Here is a 15,326-nt window from a genome sequence, read left to right as displayed (position 1 = left end):
ATTCAGCACTGAATTATCAGACGCCATCAGAGTTTGCAGCACGGTGGCGAAATGAAAAATGTGAAGGTAAACAAACCGACATTACTAACTGATAGTTGTATCTAATACTGGGGGCAGGTCACATGCGCAAGACTCGTTCACAACTCGGTACGTTAATGCACATCATTAACGGAGATACGCCTGTTTCAACTATACGCCACAGCGACATTCTGAAATACAGAAAGGAGCTGTTGAACGGTGAGACACTTTATCTGGCAAATCCCAGAAGTAACAAACAGGGACGCACTGTGCGTACCGTGAACAACTATATATCGCTTCTGTGCTCCCTTCTTCGGTTTGCACACAAATCCGGTTTTATCAGTGGCAAGCCCTTTGAAGGGATCAAGAAACTACACAAAGGGAAAGTAAAACCGGATCCTTTAACGAAGCAGGAGTTTAGTTTGCTTGCGGCATCCGAGCGTGGCCAAAGCCTCAATATGTGGACGTTCGCAGTTTATACTGGTGTCCGTCATGGAGAGATCGCAGCTCTAGCCTGGGAAGAAATCGACTGGGAAAAAGGTACAGCTCATATACAGCGCAATCTAAATGCCTTGGGCATGTTCGGCCCACCAAAAACCGAAGCAGGAAACCGGGTTATCACCCTTTTAGAGCCGGCACTTGAAGCCTTGAAAGCACAACGCAAGCTGACGGCGCTGCAGCCTAAAACCGAAATTGTCTTTAATCATCGCGAGTATGGCTCAGTGGAACATCAAAGTTTGCGATTCGTTTTCATACCCCGGATGCGCAAAGGAGAACAGAAAGCCTACTACTCTTTATCGAGCATCGGTGCGAGATTCAACGCAGCTGTAAAACGTGCTGGTATTCGCCGCCGGAATCCGTACCATACGCGGCATACTTTTGCCTGCTGGCTTTTATCTGCCGGCGCTAACCCGTCTTTCATAGCCAGCCAGATGGGGCATGAAAACGCGCAAATGGTTTATGAAGTCTACGGTGCGTGGATTGAAGAAATGAATGGCGAACAGGTGCTGATGCTTAACGATAAGCTGGCACGCTGAAAAATTTTTGCCCCTATTATGCCCCTACTGGCTCCGAAGGTAGTAATAAATGCAAGAAAATCAATCAAATACAAAGAAAGAGCAATACAACCTGAATAAACTGCAAAAGCGACTGCGCCGTAACGTAGGCGAAGCCATTGCAGACTTCAACATGATTGAAGAAGGCGATCGCATCATGGTTTGCCTGTCAGGGGGGAAAGACAGCTATACCATGCTGGAGATCCTGCGTAATCTTCAGCAAAGCGCACCGGTGAATTTTTCCCTGGTGGCGGTTAACCTTGACCAGAAACAGCCGGGGTTCCCGGAGCACATCCTGCCGGAATACCTCGAGCAGCTGGGCGTTGAGTACAAAATCGTCGAAGAAAATACCTACGGCATTGTGAAAGAGAAAATCCCGGAAGGGAAAACCACCTGCTCACTCTGCTCCCGTCTGCGCCGTGGCATTCTGTATCGTACCGCGACGGAGCTGGGCGCAACCAAAATTGCGCTGGGCCACCACCGCGACGATATCCTGCAGACGCTGTTCCTCAACATGTTCTACGGCGGCAAGATGAAAGGCATGCCGCCTAAACTGATGAGCGATGACGGTAAACACATCGTGATCCGCCCGCTTGCCTACTGCCGTGAAAAAGACATTGAGCGTTTTTCTCAGGCTAAAGGGTTCCCGATCATTCCATGTAACCTGTGCGGCTCTCAGCCGAACCTGCAGCGTCAGGTGATTGGCGACATGCTGCGCGACTGGGATAAGCGCTACCCGGGCCGCATTGAAACCATGTTCAGTGCGATGCAGAACGTCGTCCCTTCCCATCTCGCGGACGTGGAGCTGTTCGACTTTAAAGGCATCAACCACGAATCAGAAGTAGTAAATGGCGGCGATCTGGCGTTTGACCGGGAAGAGATCCCGATGCAGCCAGCGGGCTGGCAGCCTGAAGAGGATGACAATCAGCTTGACGAGCTGCGTCTGAACGTGCTGGAAGTGAAATAATCGGTTAGCGTCTCAGACACAACGTCTGAGACGCTTCATTCTTTATTTCAGCAGACGTACGCGACAGGTTTTACCCTTGATTTTCCCGTTTTGCAGCTGCTTCCATGCCTTATGGGCAACCGCCTGGCGAACCGCCACATAAACATGTGCCGGATGAACCGCAATCTTACCGATATCCGCCCCGTCCAGACCGATATCTCCGGTCAGCGCGCCCAATACATCCCCTGGACGCATCTTGGCTTTTTTACCGCCATCAATGCACAGCGTTGCCATTTCGGCCTCCAGCGGCACGAGCTTCACGCTGCCCGGTGCACTCAGCCAGTTGAGCTTGATCTGTAACATTTCAGCGAGAATATTGGCGCGCTGCGCCTCTTCCGGCGCGCAGAAGCTGATAGCCAGACCGCTGTTGCCCGCACGTGCGGTACGCCCAATACGGTGCACATGCACTTCCGGATCCCACGCCAGCTCATAGTTCACCACCAGTTCAAGGGATTTGATATCCAGACCGCGCGCAGCGACGTCGGTTGCGACCAGAACGCGGGCGCTGCCGTTAGCGAAACGGACCAGGGTCTGATCGCGATCGCGCTGTTCCAGATCTCCATGCAGGGACAATGCGCTCTGCCCGGCGGCATTCAGGGCATCACAGACCGCCTGACAGTCTTTTTTGGTATTACAGAACACCACGCAGGAGGCAGGCTGATGCTGGCTCAGCAGTTTCTGCAGAAGCGGGATCTTCCCCTGCTGTGAGGTTTCAAAAAACTGCTGTTCGATGGCGGGCAGCGCATCGACGCTGTCGATTTCAATGGTGAGCGGATTTTTTTGCACGCGCCCGCTGATGGCGGCGATAGCGTCCGGCCAGGTGGCAGAGAACAGCAGCGTCTGGCGATCGGCCGGGGCGAAGCGGATCACCTCGTCAATCGCGTCGCTGAAGCCCATATCCAGCATCCGATCGGCCTCATCCATCACCAGCGTTTGCAACGCATCCAGCGAGACGGTGCCTTTTTGCAGGTGATCCAGCAGGCGGCCGGGCGTGGCGACAATAATGTGCGGCGCGTGCTGGACTGAATCACGCTGCGCGCCGAACGGCTGTCCGCCACAGAGGGTTAAAATCTTGGTGTTGGGCAGGAAACGCGCCAGGCGACGAAGTTCACCCGCCACCTGATCTGCCAGCTCGCGGGTCGGGCACAGCACCAGAGACTGGGTCTGAAAAAGCGCCGCATCAATGTGCTGCAACAGGCCAAGGCCAAATGCCGCCGTTTTCCCGCTGCCCGTTTTCGCCTGAACGCGCACGTCACGGCCCTCGAGAATGGCGGGCAAGGCGGCCGCCTGAACAGGCGTCATCGTGAAGTATCCCAACTCGTTGAGGTTATCGAGTTGGGCGGCGGGCAGAACATTCAGGGTAGAAAAAGCGGTCACAATAGTCTCTCGTGGTGATCTTTGCGGTCAGATGGCGCGTATCCTCGCAGATCTCGCGGTCCGATGCGACAATTTAATCGGTTCTTCATCGGGCGGCGGGTCGGGCATCGGCTGCGGACGCGGGATGGGGTCAGGCATTGGCACCGGATCGGTCGGGATGGGATCGGATTGACGCGATTGTTGCAGTAGCAGAGCGTTCAGGATGCTCATCATTCCCTCCAGAATTTGCTGTCGTCCCTTTTAGGGTAGACGCTGAGAATCAGGAGGCAAAAAAAAAGCCGACTATTAAAGTCGGCGTCGTACGAATCAATTGTGCTATGCAGTAATTCAAAAAAGGAAGTAAGACAATATGGAGCGCAACGCCCATCGCTTGACGTTGCATTCACCTGCGGGAGTAATATTGCACCTTACGGGGGCGATGTTTATTGACTTCGCTCAATTAAAAGCGCGTTTTGAACTTGGTAAAAGCGGAAAAAAGCGTAAATTTACAGCCATTTACTACGATGCAACCACCATGCAACACCACCAATCAAAACAACTAACATCACGCAAAACGCCGTAAAGCCGTAATGGTAGGCATTGCCCGGAATGCCGCCCAGGTTGACGCCAAACAGCCCGGTAAGAAAGGTGCTGGGTAAAAACACCATCGCCATCAGGGACATCGTGTAGGTTCTTCTCGCCAGCGACTCCTGCATCACCTGGGCGATTTCGTCCGCCATCACCGCCGTTCTCGCGATACAGGAATCAATTTCATCCAGGCCGCGGCCCAGCCTGTCGGCAATATCCTGCATTCTGCGGCGCTGATCGTCATTCATCCAGGTAAGCCTTTCGCTGGCGAGGCGCGCATAAACATCGCGCTGCGGCGTCATATAGCGGCGCATTACAATCAGCTGCTTACGCAACAAGGCCAGAAAACCGCGCGGCGGGATCTGCTGATCGAGCAGGTTATCTTCCAGGTCGATGATTTTGTCGTGCAGTTCTTCAATAAACTCGCTCGCATGATCGGTGAGGGCGTCACAGACGTCCACCAGCCAGCTGCCGCAGTCGACCGGCCCGGTGCCCTCTTTCAGATCGTTGACGATATCATCCAGCGCGAGGACTTTTCGCTGTCGGGTGGAGACAATCAGGCCATCGTCCATATAGACCCGCATCGCCACCAGCTGATCCGGACGTTCATCCGTGCTGCCGTTAATGCAGCGCAGGGTGATCAGCGTGCCGTCACCCATTCGGCTCACGCGGGGCCGCAGGCTTTCACCCGCCAGCGCATCGCGCACGTTGTTAGGCAAGAGCGGGGTCGATGCCAGCCAGTCAGCGCTGTCGGTGTGGGTGTAGTTCAGATGTAGCCAGCAGGGATGCGCACTGTCGATCACATCATTATCTTCCAGCGGCCGGGCACCGCCGCGCCCATCCAGCACCCATGCAAAAACTGCGTCAGGAACGTTCAGTTCAGATCCTTTAATGCTTTCCACAGCGCCTCCACCTTTTGAGCTCTTTCGGTGTCAGTCTAGCCTCCATCAGGGGTTAAGCAACAACTATGTATGCCATCGCGCTGAAATCGCTCAGGAAATGTACATGCGGGCATGTCGAGCGTCGGGATTGAGCGTGTAGGCCGGGTAAGCGCAGCGCCACCCGGCATGAAATTGCGGCGGTATCAGAGAGAGTGCTCTGGCCGCTGAAGGAAGGAGGACGAGCCGGTAGATAATGAGGAGAGGGAACCTGGGTCGAGTCTAAAATTACGCGTCCGGGCCTGCAGCTCAATCACCTGATTGCGCAGTACATCAGAGGAACCGTTGAGTTCTTCCGCCATTGCCACGTTACTTTGCGTAACCCGCTCCAGCTCCGAAAGCGCCAGCGTGATCTGGGAAATGCCCTTCTCCTGCTCCGACGTCGACGCGGAAATGTCGTCCATCAACCGGCTGACATTCCCCGAGCCGGTCACGATTTCGTGCATGTTTTTCTCTGCCTGCGACACCACGCTGGCTCCCTGCGTGACGTTGCTGCTGGTGACGTCAATCAGCGTTTTGATATTCTTCGCGGCCTCTGCGCTGCGGTGCGCCAGGTTTCTGACCTCTTCCGCAACGACGGAAAACCCCTTACCGTGATCGCCCGCCCGTGCCGCCTCAACGGCCGCGTTGAGCGCCAGGATATTCGTCTGGAACGCAATGCCGTCAATCAGCGAAATGATCTCCGTCATCTGCTGGGCGCATTCGGTAATGGACTGCATATTGCTGGCGACCTGCCCCATGAGCTCGCCGCCCTTGCGCGCCTGTAACGTTGCAACGTTTGCCTGCTCGCTCGCCAGACGGGTGTTATCAGCATTGTTTTTGGTGCTCGCGGCCATTTGCTCCATGCTGGCTGCAGTTTGCACTAAAGACGCAGACTGCTGTTCGGTTTTCACCGAGAGCTGAGCGCTTCGCGCCGAGAGTTGATCCGACAAGGTCATGGCGGTCTGCGATGACGCCCTGATCTCGCGCACCAGCGTCGCAATGTTGCCGGAAAGGCTGTTGATCCCGGGGATAAGCCGACCCGCACAGTTATTGCCAAATTCGGGGATAGAGACGCCCAGGTTTCCTGCCGTCACCTCTTCAATACTTTTCTTCACCGTATTGATCGGCGTGACAAGATACTTCGTCATATAGACCCAGAGCAAAAATAGCGCAACGAAGTTGATGGCGTTAAGCGAAATAAAGAGAGACGGATTGCTGGAAAATAAAACAACGACACCTGCATTAACTAAAAATAGCGATACGAGGAACCCAATAATAAAGGTCCTGATGCTCATATTTTTTAGCATGATAATACCCACGTTTTATATTTTGGTCGGCACTTAGACTTATAGCATTGGCCCGCAAGTTTTTCATTGCAAACGGCGCTTGTTTTTAGTTTCGCCGTTAGCATCCTGAGATTTACCTTAAGTCAGATAAAAAGAACGTATTAGTGAAAATGTTCTGCTCAGCATGCTGTGATACTGGTCTCCGGCCATGTTAAGCGATAGGATCGCCCGCGGTGAGACGATACGATCGTCCACCTGTTTAAGGAGCTTTGCTACTATTATTCTCTTTTGTTTAGCAACGCTTAAGAAATTAACCATAGAATATATTTTATATTCTTATTAAGTTTTAGAGTATTAATATGACTGGTCATTTTTCACGATAAATAACTAATATGGTTTGAATGCGCATGTTCGTTGCCAGAGAAAGAAGTACCCGGCAGGCGAAATCGGTAACCCTCTCAGGCGTGGGATTGCATAATGCTCAATATATCGTGGGACCCTGTGTTAATCGCTATCTCTTATCTGGTGGCGTTTATCGCCTCCTTCGTGGCACTGGACAGCGCCGGAAAGATCCCCCTTTCCAGCAGAAAAGCTGCCCTGTTCTGGCGCATTGCCGGTGGGGTTACGCTGGGCATTGGCATTTGGTCGATGCACTTTATCGGCATGCTGTCGATGCAAATGCCCATGATGATGAGCTACGACCTGTGGTTAACCCTCGCATCACTGGGCGTCGCGGTAGTGGCTTCCAGCACGGCCCTTAATATTGCCGTTACGGGCAAAAAACGATCCCCCTTTCGACTGCTCCTGGCCACGGCGATCCTGAGCGCTGGCGTGGTTTCGATGCACTACATTGGTATGGCCGCGCTGATGCTGGATGGCAGCATCATCTGGGATCGCCGCTGGGTGGGGCTGTCCGTGGTCATTGCCGTTGTTGCCTCCGGCACGGCGCTGTGGCTGGCCTTCCGTCTGCGGGATAAACACAAAGGCGTCGTTATTGAACGCATTCTCGCGGCCCTCGTCATGGGCGCCGCGATTTGTGCGATGCACTATACCGGCATGAGCGCCGCGCAGTTTCAGGATATGGCGCATACCCTACCCGGGGGAATTGGCGAGCTGGGGTTATCCATCTGGGTTTCAGTCACCACGCTCTGCCTGCTCGGCGTGATGTTAATTATTTCACTTGTCGATTCACACCGGCGCACCGGCCGGCTGACGGATAATCTGCAGCAGCTCAACCGCCAGCTTGAGCTACAGGCGCGCTTTGATGCGCTCACCGGGCTCGCTAACCGTCACCAGATGGATCTGCGCATGCAGGATTGTCTGCGCAGCGCGTTGCTGAGCAACAGGCCATTTGCCGTGATTTTTCTGAACGTCGATCACTTCAAGCGCATTAACGATACGTGGGGGCACAGCGTCGGTGATGAGTTTTTAATTGCCGTTGCGCAGCGCATCACCGCCCGGCTCACGCGCGAAATGACGCTGGCAAGGCTGGGAGGAGACGCCTTTATCCTGCTGGTGCCTGAATGTGATGACGACAAGCTCAACGCCCTGCTCACCGCGTTGCTGGAAGATGTTCGACGCCCGCTTTCGATCTGCGGGCATGCGCTGAGCGCCACAATCAGTGCGGGCGTCAGCCTCTATCCCCGGGATGGTGAGACGCTGCACGAGCTGAAACTCAAGGCGGATGCCGCCTTGCACCACGTCAAAGAAGAGGGCCGAAACGGCTGGACGATTTACCGGGCCGAGATGTCAACCGCTATCCCGGCGAAACCCGGCTTCCTGCAGGAGCTCTCTCAGGCGCTTGAACGCGATCAGTTTGAACTGTGGTACCAGCCAACCTGGTATGCACAGGAGAAAACCATTCACGGTTTTGAAGCCCTGCTGCGCTGGCGTCATCCTGAGCAAGGCGTTGTACTTCCTCATCTTTTTATCCCTTCGCTGGAACAAACTGGCTTAATTATTCCGGTAGGCAACTGGGCCATTGAAGCGGCATGCCGACAGCTTCATTTCTGGACTGAACAAGGCTTCAGCCAGTGGACGCTCTCGCTCAACCTCTCCCCCGTCCAGTTCGAGCAGCCCGACATTTTCACTATCGTGTCGTCAATGCTGGAGAAATATAACCTGTCTCCGTCCAGGCTGATTCTTGAGGTAACCGAGAGCACCGCGCTTAAAAACCTCGACCGCAGCATTGAGTTACTCAATGCGTTTAACCACGCGGGGATCGTCGTCTCGATTGATGATTTTGGGACGGGCTACTCCAACCTGCTGATGCTGAGCGTGCTTCCGGCTAAAGAGCTTAAGATCGACCGAAGCTTTGTCACCTCGATGCTGGAAAATGAAAAAAGCTACAAGCTGGTTGAAACCATTATCAGTATCGCCAGGACCATGGAGATGAACGTGGTGGCTGAGGGGATTGAGACGGAAGAGCAGCAGGCGGTTCTCACCCGTCTCGGCTGCGATTACCTGCAGGGTTACCTCTTCTCCCGCCCCTTACCTGCTGAACAGGTACCGTGGCTGCTTCTGCAAATAAACTCCGACAAGCAAATTGTACCCATTGGTAAAATTCATCCGGAACATGCATTTGCTTCACAAAAAAATCATGCCTGACGGGGTTAACTGGAGTATGTTTCAAAGGAGTACACGCGAGTCAATTCTGTCATGATTGTCAGGCACACGTTGCCGATGACCAGGAAACGCCTATGTCGCAACCTTGTTTTGATGCATTAAATGTAATTAAAACACCCGTCTGGCTTATTTCACCCGTGTCGGAACAGATCGTTTTTGCCAATGCGGCCGCAATGCAGGCCATGGGGAATAAAACGCTCGACGGGCTGCGCAAAGGGATCTATTCCGCCAGGGCACAAACCCTCCTGTCGATGTATGTGCCTGAACTGAAAACAGAGCAGGAGATCGTCGAAATCTGGACGCTGAGCCGGGATGGACAGGATACGCCGTTAAGCTGTCGTCTCTCGCTTGCCCACTACGCCCCCTGGGGAGATATCATTGTTTTTGAGGGGATCTACCCACAAACGCTTTCAGGATTAAAGGCCAGCCGGTCCGCCACCTATCGACGGAAAAAACAGGGTTTTTATGCGCGCTTTTTTGAGACCAACAGCGCCCCGATGCTGCTAATCGACCCTGCCCGCGATGGCCAAATCGTTGATGCGAATCTGGCCGCGCTCAATTTTTATGGTTACTCACATCATGACATGTGCAGTAAACATACATGGGAAATCAATACCCTGGGGCGAGACGTGATGCCCATCATGACGGCGATTGCCGCACTGCCGGGCGGGCATAAGCCGCTGAATTTTATTCACCGCCTTGCCGATGGGTCCACCCGTCACGTTCAGACCTATGCCGGGCCCATTGAGATCTACGGTGACAAGCTGATGCTGTGCATCATTCACGATATCACCGAGCAAAAAAGGCTGGAACAGGAGCTGGAACATGCGGCGTTACGTGACTCCATGACCGGGCTCCTCAACCGGCGGCAGTTCTACGCCATTACCGATCAAAGCAGCCTCAACTATCTTCCCGCGCAACAGCACTTTAGCCTGCTGCTGGTGGATACCGATCATTTCAAAAACATTAACGATCTGTTCGGTCATCTGAAAGGTGATGAGGTTCTTATCGCCCTCTCGCGAACGCTGGAGGCCTGCAGCCGGGAGAACGACATGGTGTTCCGCTGGGGAGGCGAAGAGTTCGTGATCCTGCTGCCGCATACCGCGCTCGATACCGCGCTGCAGATTGCCGAGTCGATCCGTGCAGCGGTTGCCCGCATTACGATCCCGGGCCTACCGCGGTTTACCGTCAGCATTGGCGTGGCTCGGCATAATCAGGGCGAGAGTATTGATGAGCTGTTTAAGCGCGTGGACGATGCGCTGTATCGCGCCAAAAATGATGGCCGTAATAAAGTCCTTGCTGCATGAAACTGGAGTATCCGGGAAAGCCCCGCTACAATGCCCACCTCGAATGAATTAGCGCAGGTGGGTAAAAGCTTCAATGGGAAAAACAGAAATAATACTCACCTTAATTATTTTACTGCTTATTATATTTGGCTTATGGTTTATTTTTAGCGGTGAGGTCTGGTATCTCGTCGAGTTTCTCGAAAATAGCCTTTACCCGACCTTCGACGCACCGTAACGCACGTTTAATTTCTTGTTTCACCTACCGACTTTGTCAGGTATCTGCATACCTAATGGCCGCGTAAAATACGCGTCGTTATCCTCCAACAACGTTGATAACGAATCATTTATTCACTTGCTTATGTTGCCCGTGCTCTGACGGGCTTTTTTATCTCCGGCCATTCAACCCCGCAACATCAGCAAAGCATCCTGCCGATTAGTCTTGATAGAAAAAATACGATCCATTCTGGTCAGCTTAAACAGGTCGTGAGTGTTGCTGTTGAGGGAACACAGCACCAGTTCCCCCCTGCCGTTTACACTCTTGAATATCGATACCAGCGCACCGAGACAGCTGCTGTCAATAAAATCGACATGGCTGAAGTCCAGCACGACCTTTTTATGACCTTTTTCCATAATCTCCAGCACCTGCTGCTTAAAGGTTGATTCGACGGACGCATCCAGTCTGCGAACCAGCGGAACAACGATCTGTACGTCATTTTCACTCTGTATTTCAATGTTCATCATCATCCTCGGCATTTGCTGTAGCACGCTGACTTTTCGAATCACCGACATCGTTCCCAAAAGATAGCAGGGGAAATACCCTCAGCACTCTATTCCCCAAATATCTTTTGCATAGCCCTGAATGGTTCTGTCACTCGAAAACTCTCCCATTCGACTGATATTTAACAGGGCCTTCCGATGCCACTGGTCGGGATGTTCAAAATCCGCCATTGCCTGATATAGCGTTTGACTGTAGCTGTCAAAATCCAGCAGATGGCAATAATGATCGGCTGTTGTTAACATACGGTGTAACGGTGCAAAAACTTCACGATCGGCGGTAAACAGGCCGGAGACGAGCGTATCGACTGTGCGCATCACTTTCGGATGGCTTTGACGATCAACCCGATTATTATCGCCATTGCCCCGCATTTTAGCGATGTCTTCCGCAACAGCGCCAAAAAGATAGAAGTTCTCCGCCCCGACAGCATTAAGAATTTCAATATTGGCACCATCATACGTACCGATGGTTAACGCCCCGTTTAGTGCGAATTTCATATTACTGGTTCCAGAGGCCTCCGTTCCGGCCGTGGAGATTTGTTCAGAAAGGTCCGTTGCCGGTATAATGCTTTCGGCTAACGAGACTTTGTAATCCTCAAGAAAAATGACCTTCAACTGCCCGGCAATACGCGCATCGCTGTTGATTTTATTCGCCACCGTATTAATTAACTGAATAATAAGCTTTGCCATTCGATAACCGGGTGCCGCTTTACCTGCGAAGATATGCACCTTAGGCGCTATCGTTCTCCCATTTTCTTTGATATCGAGATAGAGAGAAATGACGTGTAAAATATTCAGAAGCTGACGCTTGTATTCATGTATGCGTTTAACCTGGCAATCAAACATCGCCATCGGATCCAGCATGATCCCATAGCGCTGTGAAACAATATCGCTCAGCGTGGATTTGTTTTTGAATTTAATACTGCGGATGCGATCGATCGCCCCCGTATCATCCGCATGCTTCTCCAGCTGGCGGAGCAGATGTAAATCCGTCGGCCATCGGGTACCTATCTGCTGATTCAGAAACGCAGCAAGATTTGGGTTAGCCTGCTGCAACCACCTGCGCGGCGTGATCCCGTTGGTCTGATTGATGAACTTATCGGGCGTAATGAAGTAAAAATCAGGTACCAGGTGTGTTTTGATAAGCTCGGAATGGAGCTTTGCTACCCCGTTCACGCGGTGGCTCCCGACGATGGCCAAATTTGCCATCCTGATACTTTTATCGTTATCCCCCGAAAAGAGAGATAAGGAGGAAAGCAGGTGCGGTTCGTCCGGCCAGCGGGCGGCGACATCCTCCAGGAAACGGTGGTTAATCTCAAAAATAATCTGCAAGTGACGCGGCAGCAGTTTTTCAAACAACGCTACTGGCCAGGTTTCCAGGGCCTCTGGCATCAGGGTGTGGTTCGTGTAGGCACAGGTTCGCTGGGTGAGATCCCAGGCCTGCTCCCAGGGAAGGCTATGTTCATCCACCAGTATCCGCATCAACTCGACAACGGCCAGCGCGGGATGGGTATCATTTAACTGGATAGCCACGTGATGTGGCAGTAACGAAATGTCGGTGCCAGTCTCAGCGTATTCCCGAAATATATCCCGCAAGGTACAAGCAACGAGAAAATACTCCTGCGTCAGCCGCAGCTCTTTACCGGAAAGGACCTCATCAGAAGGATAGAGTATTTTTGATATATTTTCGGAGGCGATTTTTTCACTCACCGCTTTGATATAATCACCGTGGTTGAAAATATGAATATTGAAAGAATTAGAGGCGACAGCACTGTATAATCGAAGTTTATTCGTGGTGCTCCCCCTGTAGCCAGAAACGAAATAGTCATTCGGGATACCCACGATGGTATTCCACCCCATCCACATCGGGTTATAATGTCCCTCAGCATCATCTGCATGCTCGATATAACCCCCGATGGGGATCAGCATTGCCTGGCTATGATGTTCAACGAGCCAGGGCGAGCGCATGGAATGCCAGTCGTCCGGATGTTCAACCTGCTGTCCATTCTGAAAAGATTGCCTGAACAGACCATATTCGTATTTGATACCGTGCCCCGATGCCGCAAGGTCTAACGTGGCCATAGAATCAATAAAGCAGGCTGCCAGGCGCCCTAGCCCGCCATTTCCAAGCGCGGCATCGGGCTCTTCATCAAAAATAGAATCGAAATCAAATCCAAGGTCATTGACAGCCTGACGCATATCCTCCAGCAAGTTCATGTTCATCAGGTTGTTGCGCAATGATTGCCCGAGTAAAAATTCCATCGAGATATAATAAACGCGTTTTTTCTTTTCCGCGGATTGCCGGGCCTGACTCTCGAGAAAGCGATCTTGCTGAAAATACCGCACGGCCAGCGCCACCGCATTGAATATATCGCCGTTGGTAGCCTTGTTCACGTCAACGCACAACGTATATTTTAACTGTGTTTCGACAAGCTCACGCAACTCGCTGTTAGTGAAAGACATAGTGACCTCACTGACGTGACTGGTTATATTAAATATGCAGTACACAAGATATTATTTTGTTCAAGTGTAGACGGCGATGTTCAACTCAGGCAATTTTTGCCAGTTATGTTGTTTTTGAATCGTCAGGGAAATATCGGCAGTGAGTTTCGTCTGATAAGAACCGGTTTTTGCGGTTGCGGTAGAGGATCTGAAAGAGCAACTGGCGCCGGGTTTCGCGCCAGTTCAGTGTGTGACAGAAGTAATCTTACCTTAACAATAATTCCCTGTCCGCTAGTGCTTCTCTATATACATCGTCCGGCTATACGCCACATCTTCCGGGTTAGTAATGGGATAGCCTTTCACCCAGGGCTTGATCAGGCGGCCGTTGGTGTACTGGTAAATGGGCGCAATAGGCGCTTTCTCCATGAGGATCTTCTCCGCCATGTTGTAGTCCGTATTACGCGCTTTCGCCGTGGTTTCCAGCGTCGCCTGGTGGATAATCTTATCGTAAGCCGGGTCGTTGAAACGCGAGATGTTGCCGCTGTGGGTTGAGGTCAGCAGCGACAAGAAGGTTGACGGCTCATTGTAATCGCCTACCCATGATGCGCGGATCACGTCGAAATTGCCGGTATTACGGCTGTCGATATAGGTTTTCCACTCCTGGTTTTGCAGTTTGACATCCACACCGAGATTTTTCTTCCACATCGACGCCACCGCAATGGCGATCTTCTGGTGGTTTTCCGAGGTGTTGTACAGCAGGGTCAGCTTCAGCGGGCGCTGAGGGCCATAGCCTGCGGCCTGGAGCAGGGTTTTCGCCTGAGCGTTCAGCTCCTGCTGGGACATCTGCTCGAACGGTGAAGGTTCAGGCGTGAAGCCCGCCGTCACGTCGGGGGTGAAATGCCAGGCCGGTTTTTCACCGGTTCCTAATACCTTTTCCGCCATAATGCGGCGATCGATCGTCATACTCAGCGCCAGACGCACGCGGGAGTCGGCCGTCGGTCCCTTTTGCGTATTAAACGCGTAGTAATAGGTCCCGAGCTGAGGCGGCGTATACACCTGTCCCGGAATGTCCTTCAGCAGCTTCTGATACATGTTTTTGGGGAACGATTCGGTAATATCAATATCCCCTGCCAGATAGCGTTTGGTGGCGGACGATTCCTGGTTAATCGGAATGAAGGTCACCTTTTGCAGGACAGTTTTCGCATTGTCCCAGTAGTGGGTATTGGGCACGACAACCAGTTTTTCATTCACCACGCGATCGTTCAGGACGTAGGCGCCATTCCCCACCAGCGCTCCGGGACGCGTCCACTCTTTCCCGCTTTCAACGTTCGCTTTTTGCACCGGATAGAAGGCAAAGTTTGCCGTCAGGTTGCTGAACCACGGTAGCGGTTTGTCCAGCTGAACGCGTAACGTTCTGGCATCCACCGCCGTCACGCCCAGCGTGTCGGGCGCCGCTTTGCCATCGATAATCGCCTGCGCGTTGCTGATGCCCGCCAGCGCCGCAAACCAGGCAAACGGAGAAGTGGTTTTCGGGTCTACCAGACGCTGCCAGCTGTAAACAAAATCCTGTGCGGTGACGGGCGTACCGTCCGACCATTTCGCATCGTCACGCAGGATGAACGTCCAGATACGGTTATCGTTGCTCTGCCAGCGCGTCGCCACGCCCGGGGTCAGTTCCCCCTTCTCGTTCTGATTGACCAGCCCTTCAAAAAGATCGCGGATCACCTGAATCTCGGGTAAACCCACCGCTTTTGCCGGATCGAGCGAAGCCGGTTCATCTTTAATATGCCTGACCAGCTCCTGTTTTTGCGCCAGTACCGTGCCCTGGGGCACGTCAGCCGCGTACGAGAGTGTAGAAAGTCCGCACAGGAACAGTGCAGCGCAGAGACGCGAAACAGGATGCTTCATAAGATCCCCTTTAATGAATTCAGGTAACAAGCAGATGCGTAATTATTTGTTTCGAAACAGAG

At 52.6% G+C, this 15,326-nt stretch carries 11 protein-coding genes and 1 pseudogene; 5 read left to right on the top strand and 7 right to left on the bottom strand.

What is annotated here, in order from left to right; genetic code table 11:
* Positions 1-122: 122 nt before the first annotated feature.
* A pseudogene (locus ACJBF3_RS05965) lies at positions 123-1,055 on the top strand (tyrosine-type recombinase/integrase); the annotation flags it as partial.
* Between the two features lie 49 nt (positions 1,056-1,104).
* Complete coding sequence (gene ttcA, locus ACJBF3_RS05960) at positions 1,105-2,040, top strand: tRNA 2-thiocytidine(32) synthetase TtcA (RefSeq protein ID WP_045331134.1); 936 nt, start codon at positions 1,105-1,107, stop codon at positions 2,038-2,040.
* A gap of 42 nt (positions 2,041-2,082) precedes the next feature.
* On the opposite strand, the gene dbpA is transcribed toward ttcA, so the two are convergent.
* From dbpA to ACJBF3_RS05940, 4 genes are all read right to left on the bottom strand, one after another.
* Positions 2,083-3,456, bottom strand: coding sequence for an ATP-dependent RNA helicase DbpA (gene dbpA / locus ACJBF3_RS05955; RefSeq protein WP_045331135.1), 1,374 nt, complete (start codon positions 3,454-3,456; stop codon positions 2,083-2,085).
* A gap of 27 nt (positions 3,457-3,483) precedes the next feature.
* The gene (locus ACJBF3_RS05950; protein ID WP_308464005.1) at positions 3,484-3,657 is read right to left on the bottom strand and encodes a hypothetical protein; all 174 of its coding nucleotides are present in this window, start codon (positions 3,655-3,657) and stop codon (positions 3,484-3,486) included.
* A gap of 284 nt (positions 3,658-3,941) precedes the next feature.
* Positions 3,942-4,925, bottom strand: coding sequence for a zinc transporter ZntB (gene zntB / locus ACJBF3_RS05945; RefSeq protein WP_047716631.1), 984 nt, complete (start codon positions 4,923-4,925; stop codon positions 3,942-3,944).
* A 182-nt stretch (positions 4,926-5,107) separates the two neighbouring features.
* Positions 5,108-6,250: a methyl-accepting chemotaxis protein gene (locus ACJBF3_RS05940; protein ID WP_045331140.1), complete on the bottom strand. Its 1,143-nt coding sequence runs from the start codon at positions 6,248-6,250 to the stop codon at positions 5,108-5,110.
* Between the two features lie 456 nt (positions 6,251-6,706).
* On the opposite strand from ACJBF3_RS05940, the gene ACJBF3_RS05935 reads away from it, so the two are divergent.
* The 3 genes from ACJBF3_RS05935 (at position 6,707) to ACJBF3_RS05925 (ending at position 10,375) form a co-directional block, all read left to right on the top strand.
* Positions 6,707-8,836, top strand: a complete 2,130-nt coding sequence (locus tag ACJBF3_RS05935; protein WP_045331143.1) for a bifunctional diguanylate cyclase/phosphodiesterase — start codon at positions 6,707-6,709, stop codon at positions 8,834-8,836.
* A 92-nt stretch (positions 8,837-8,928) separates the two neighbouring features.
* Complete coding sequence (locus ACJBF3_RS05930) at positions 8,929-10,161, top strand: sensor domain-containing diguanylate cyclase (protein ID WP_045331146.1); 1,233 nt, start codon at positions 8,929-8,931, stop codon at positions 10,159-10,161.
* Between the two features lie 73 nt (positions 10,162-10,234).
* A complete protein-coding gene (locus tag ACJBF3_RS05925; RefSeq protein WP_032640882.1) occupies positions 10,235-10,375 on the top strand; it encodes an Ecr family regulatory small membrane protein in 141 nt (46 codons plus the stop codon).
* A 164-nt stretch (positions 10,376-10,539) separates the two neighbouring features.
* Here ACJBF3_RS05925 and ACJBF3_RS05920 read toward each other — a convergent pair whose 3' ends face one another.
* The 3 genes from ACJBF3_RS05920 to ACJBF3_RS05910 form a co-directional block, all read right to left on the bottom strand.
* Complete coding sequence (locus ACJBF3_RS05920) at positions 10,540-10,878, bottom strand: STAS domain-containing protein (protein WP_045331193.1); 339 nt, start codon at positions 10,876-10,878, stop codon at positions 10,540-10,542.
* Between the two features lie 81 nt (positions 10,879-10,959).
* Positions 10,960-13,377 carry a glycogen/starch/alpha-glucan phosphorylase gene (locus ACJBF3_RS05915; protein WP_047716632.1) on the bottom strand — a complete coding sequence of 806 codons (2,418 nt, stop codon included), beginning with the start codon at positions 13,375-13,377 and terminating at the stop codon, positions 10,960-10,962.
* Positions 13,378-13,647: 270 nt separating this feature from the next.
* A complete protein-coding gene (locus ACJBF3_RS05910; protein ID WP_045331149.1) occupies positions 13,648-15,264 on the bottom strand; it encodes an ABC transporter substrate-binding protein in 1,617 nt (538 codons plus the stop codon).
* Positions 15,265-15,326 lie beyond the last annotated feature (62 nt).

It is taken from the genome of Enterobacter sp. PP-008-ECC_S150 (assembly GCF_045257065.1).
GTDB classification, from domain to species: Bacteria; Pseudomonadota; Gammaproteobacteria; order Enterobacterales; family Enterobacteriaceae; genus Enterobacter; species Enterobacter chengduensis.
The sequence above is the reverse complement of the archived record's forward strand: the minus strand, read 5'-3'. Positions and strand labels throughout refer to the sequence as shown.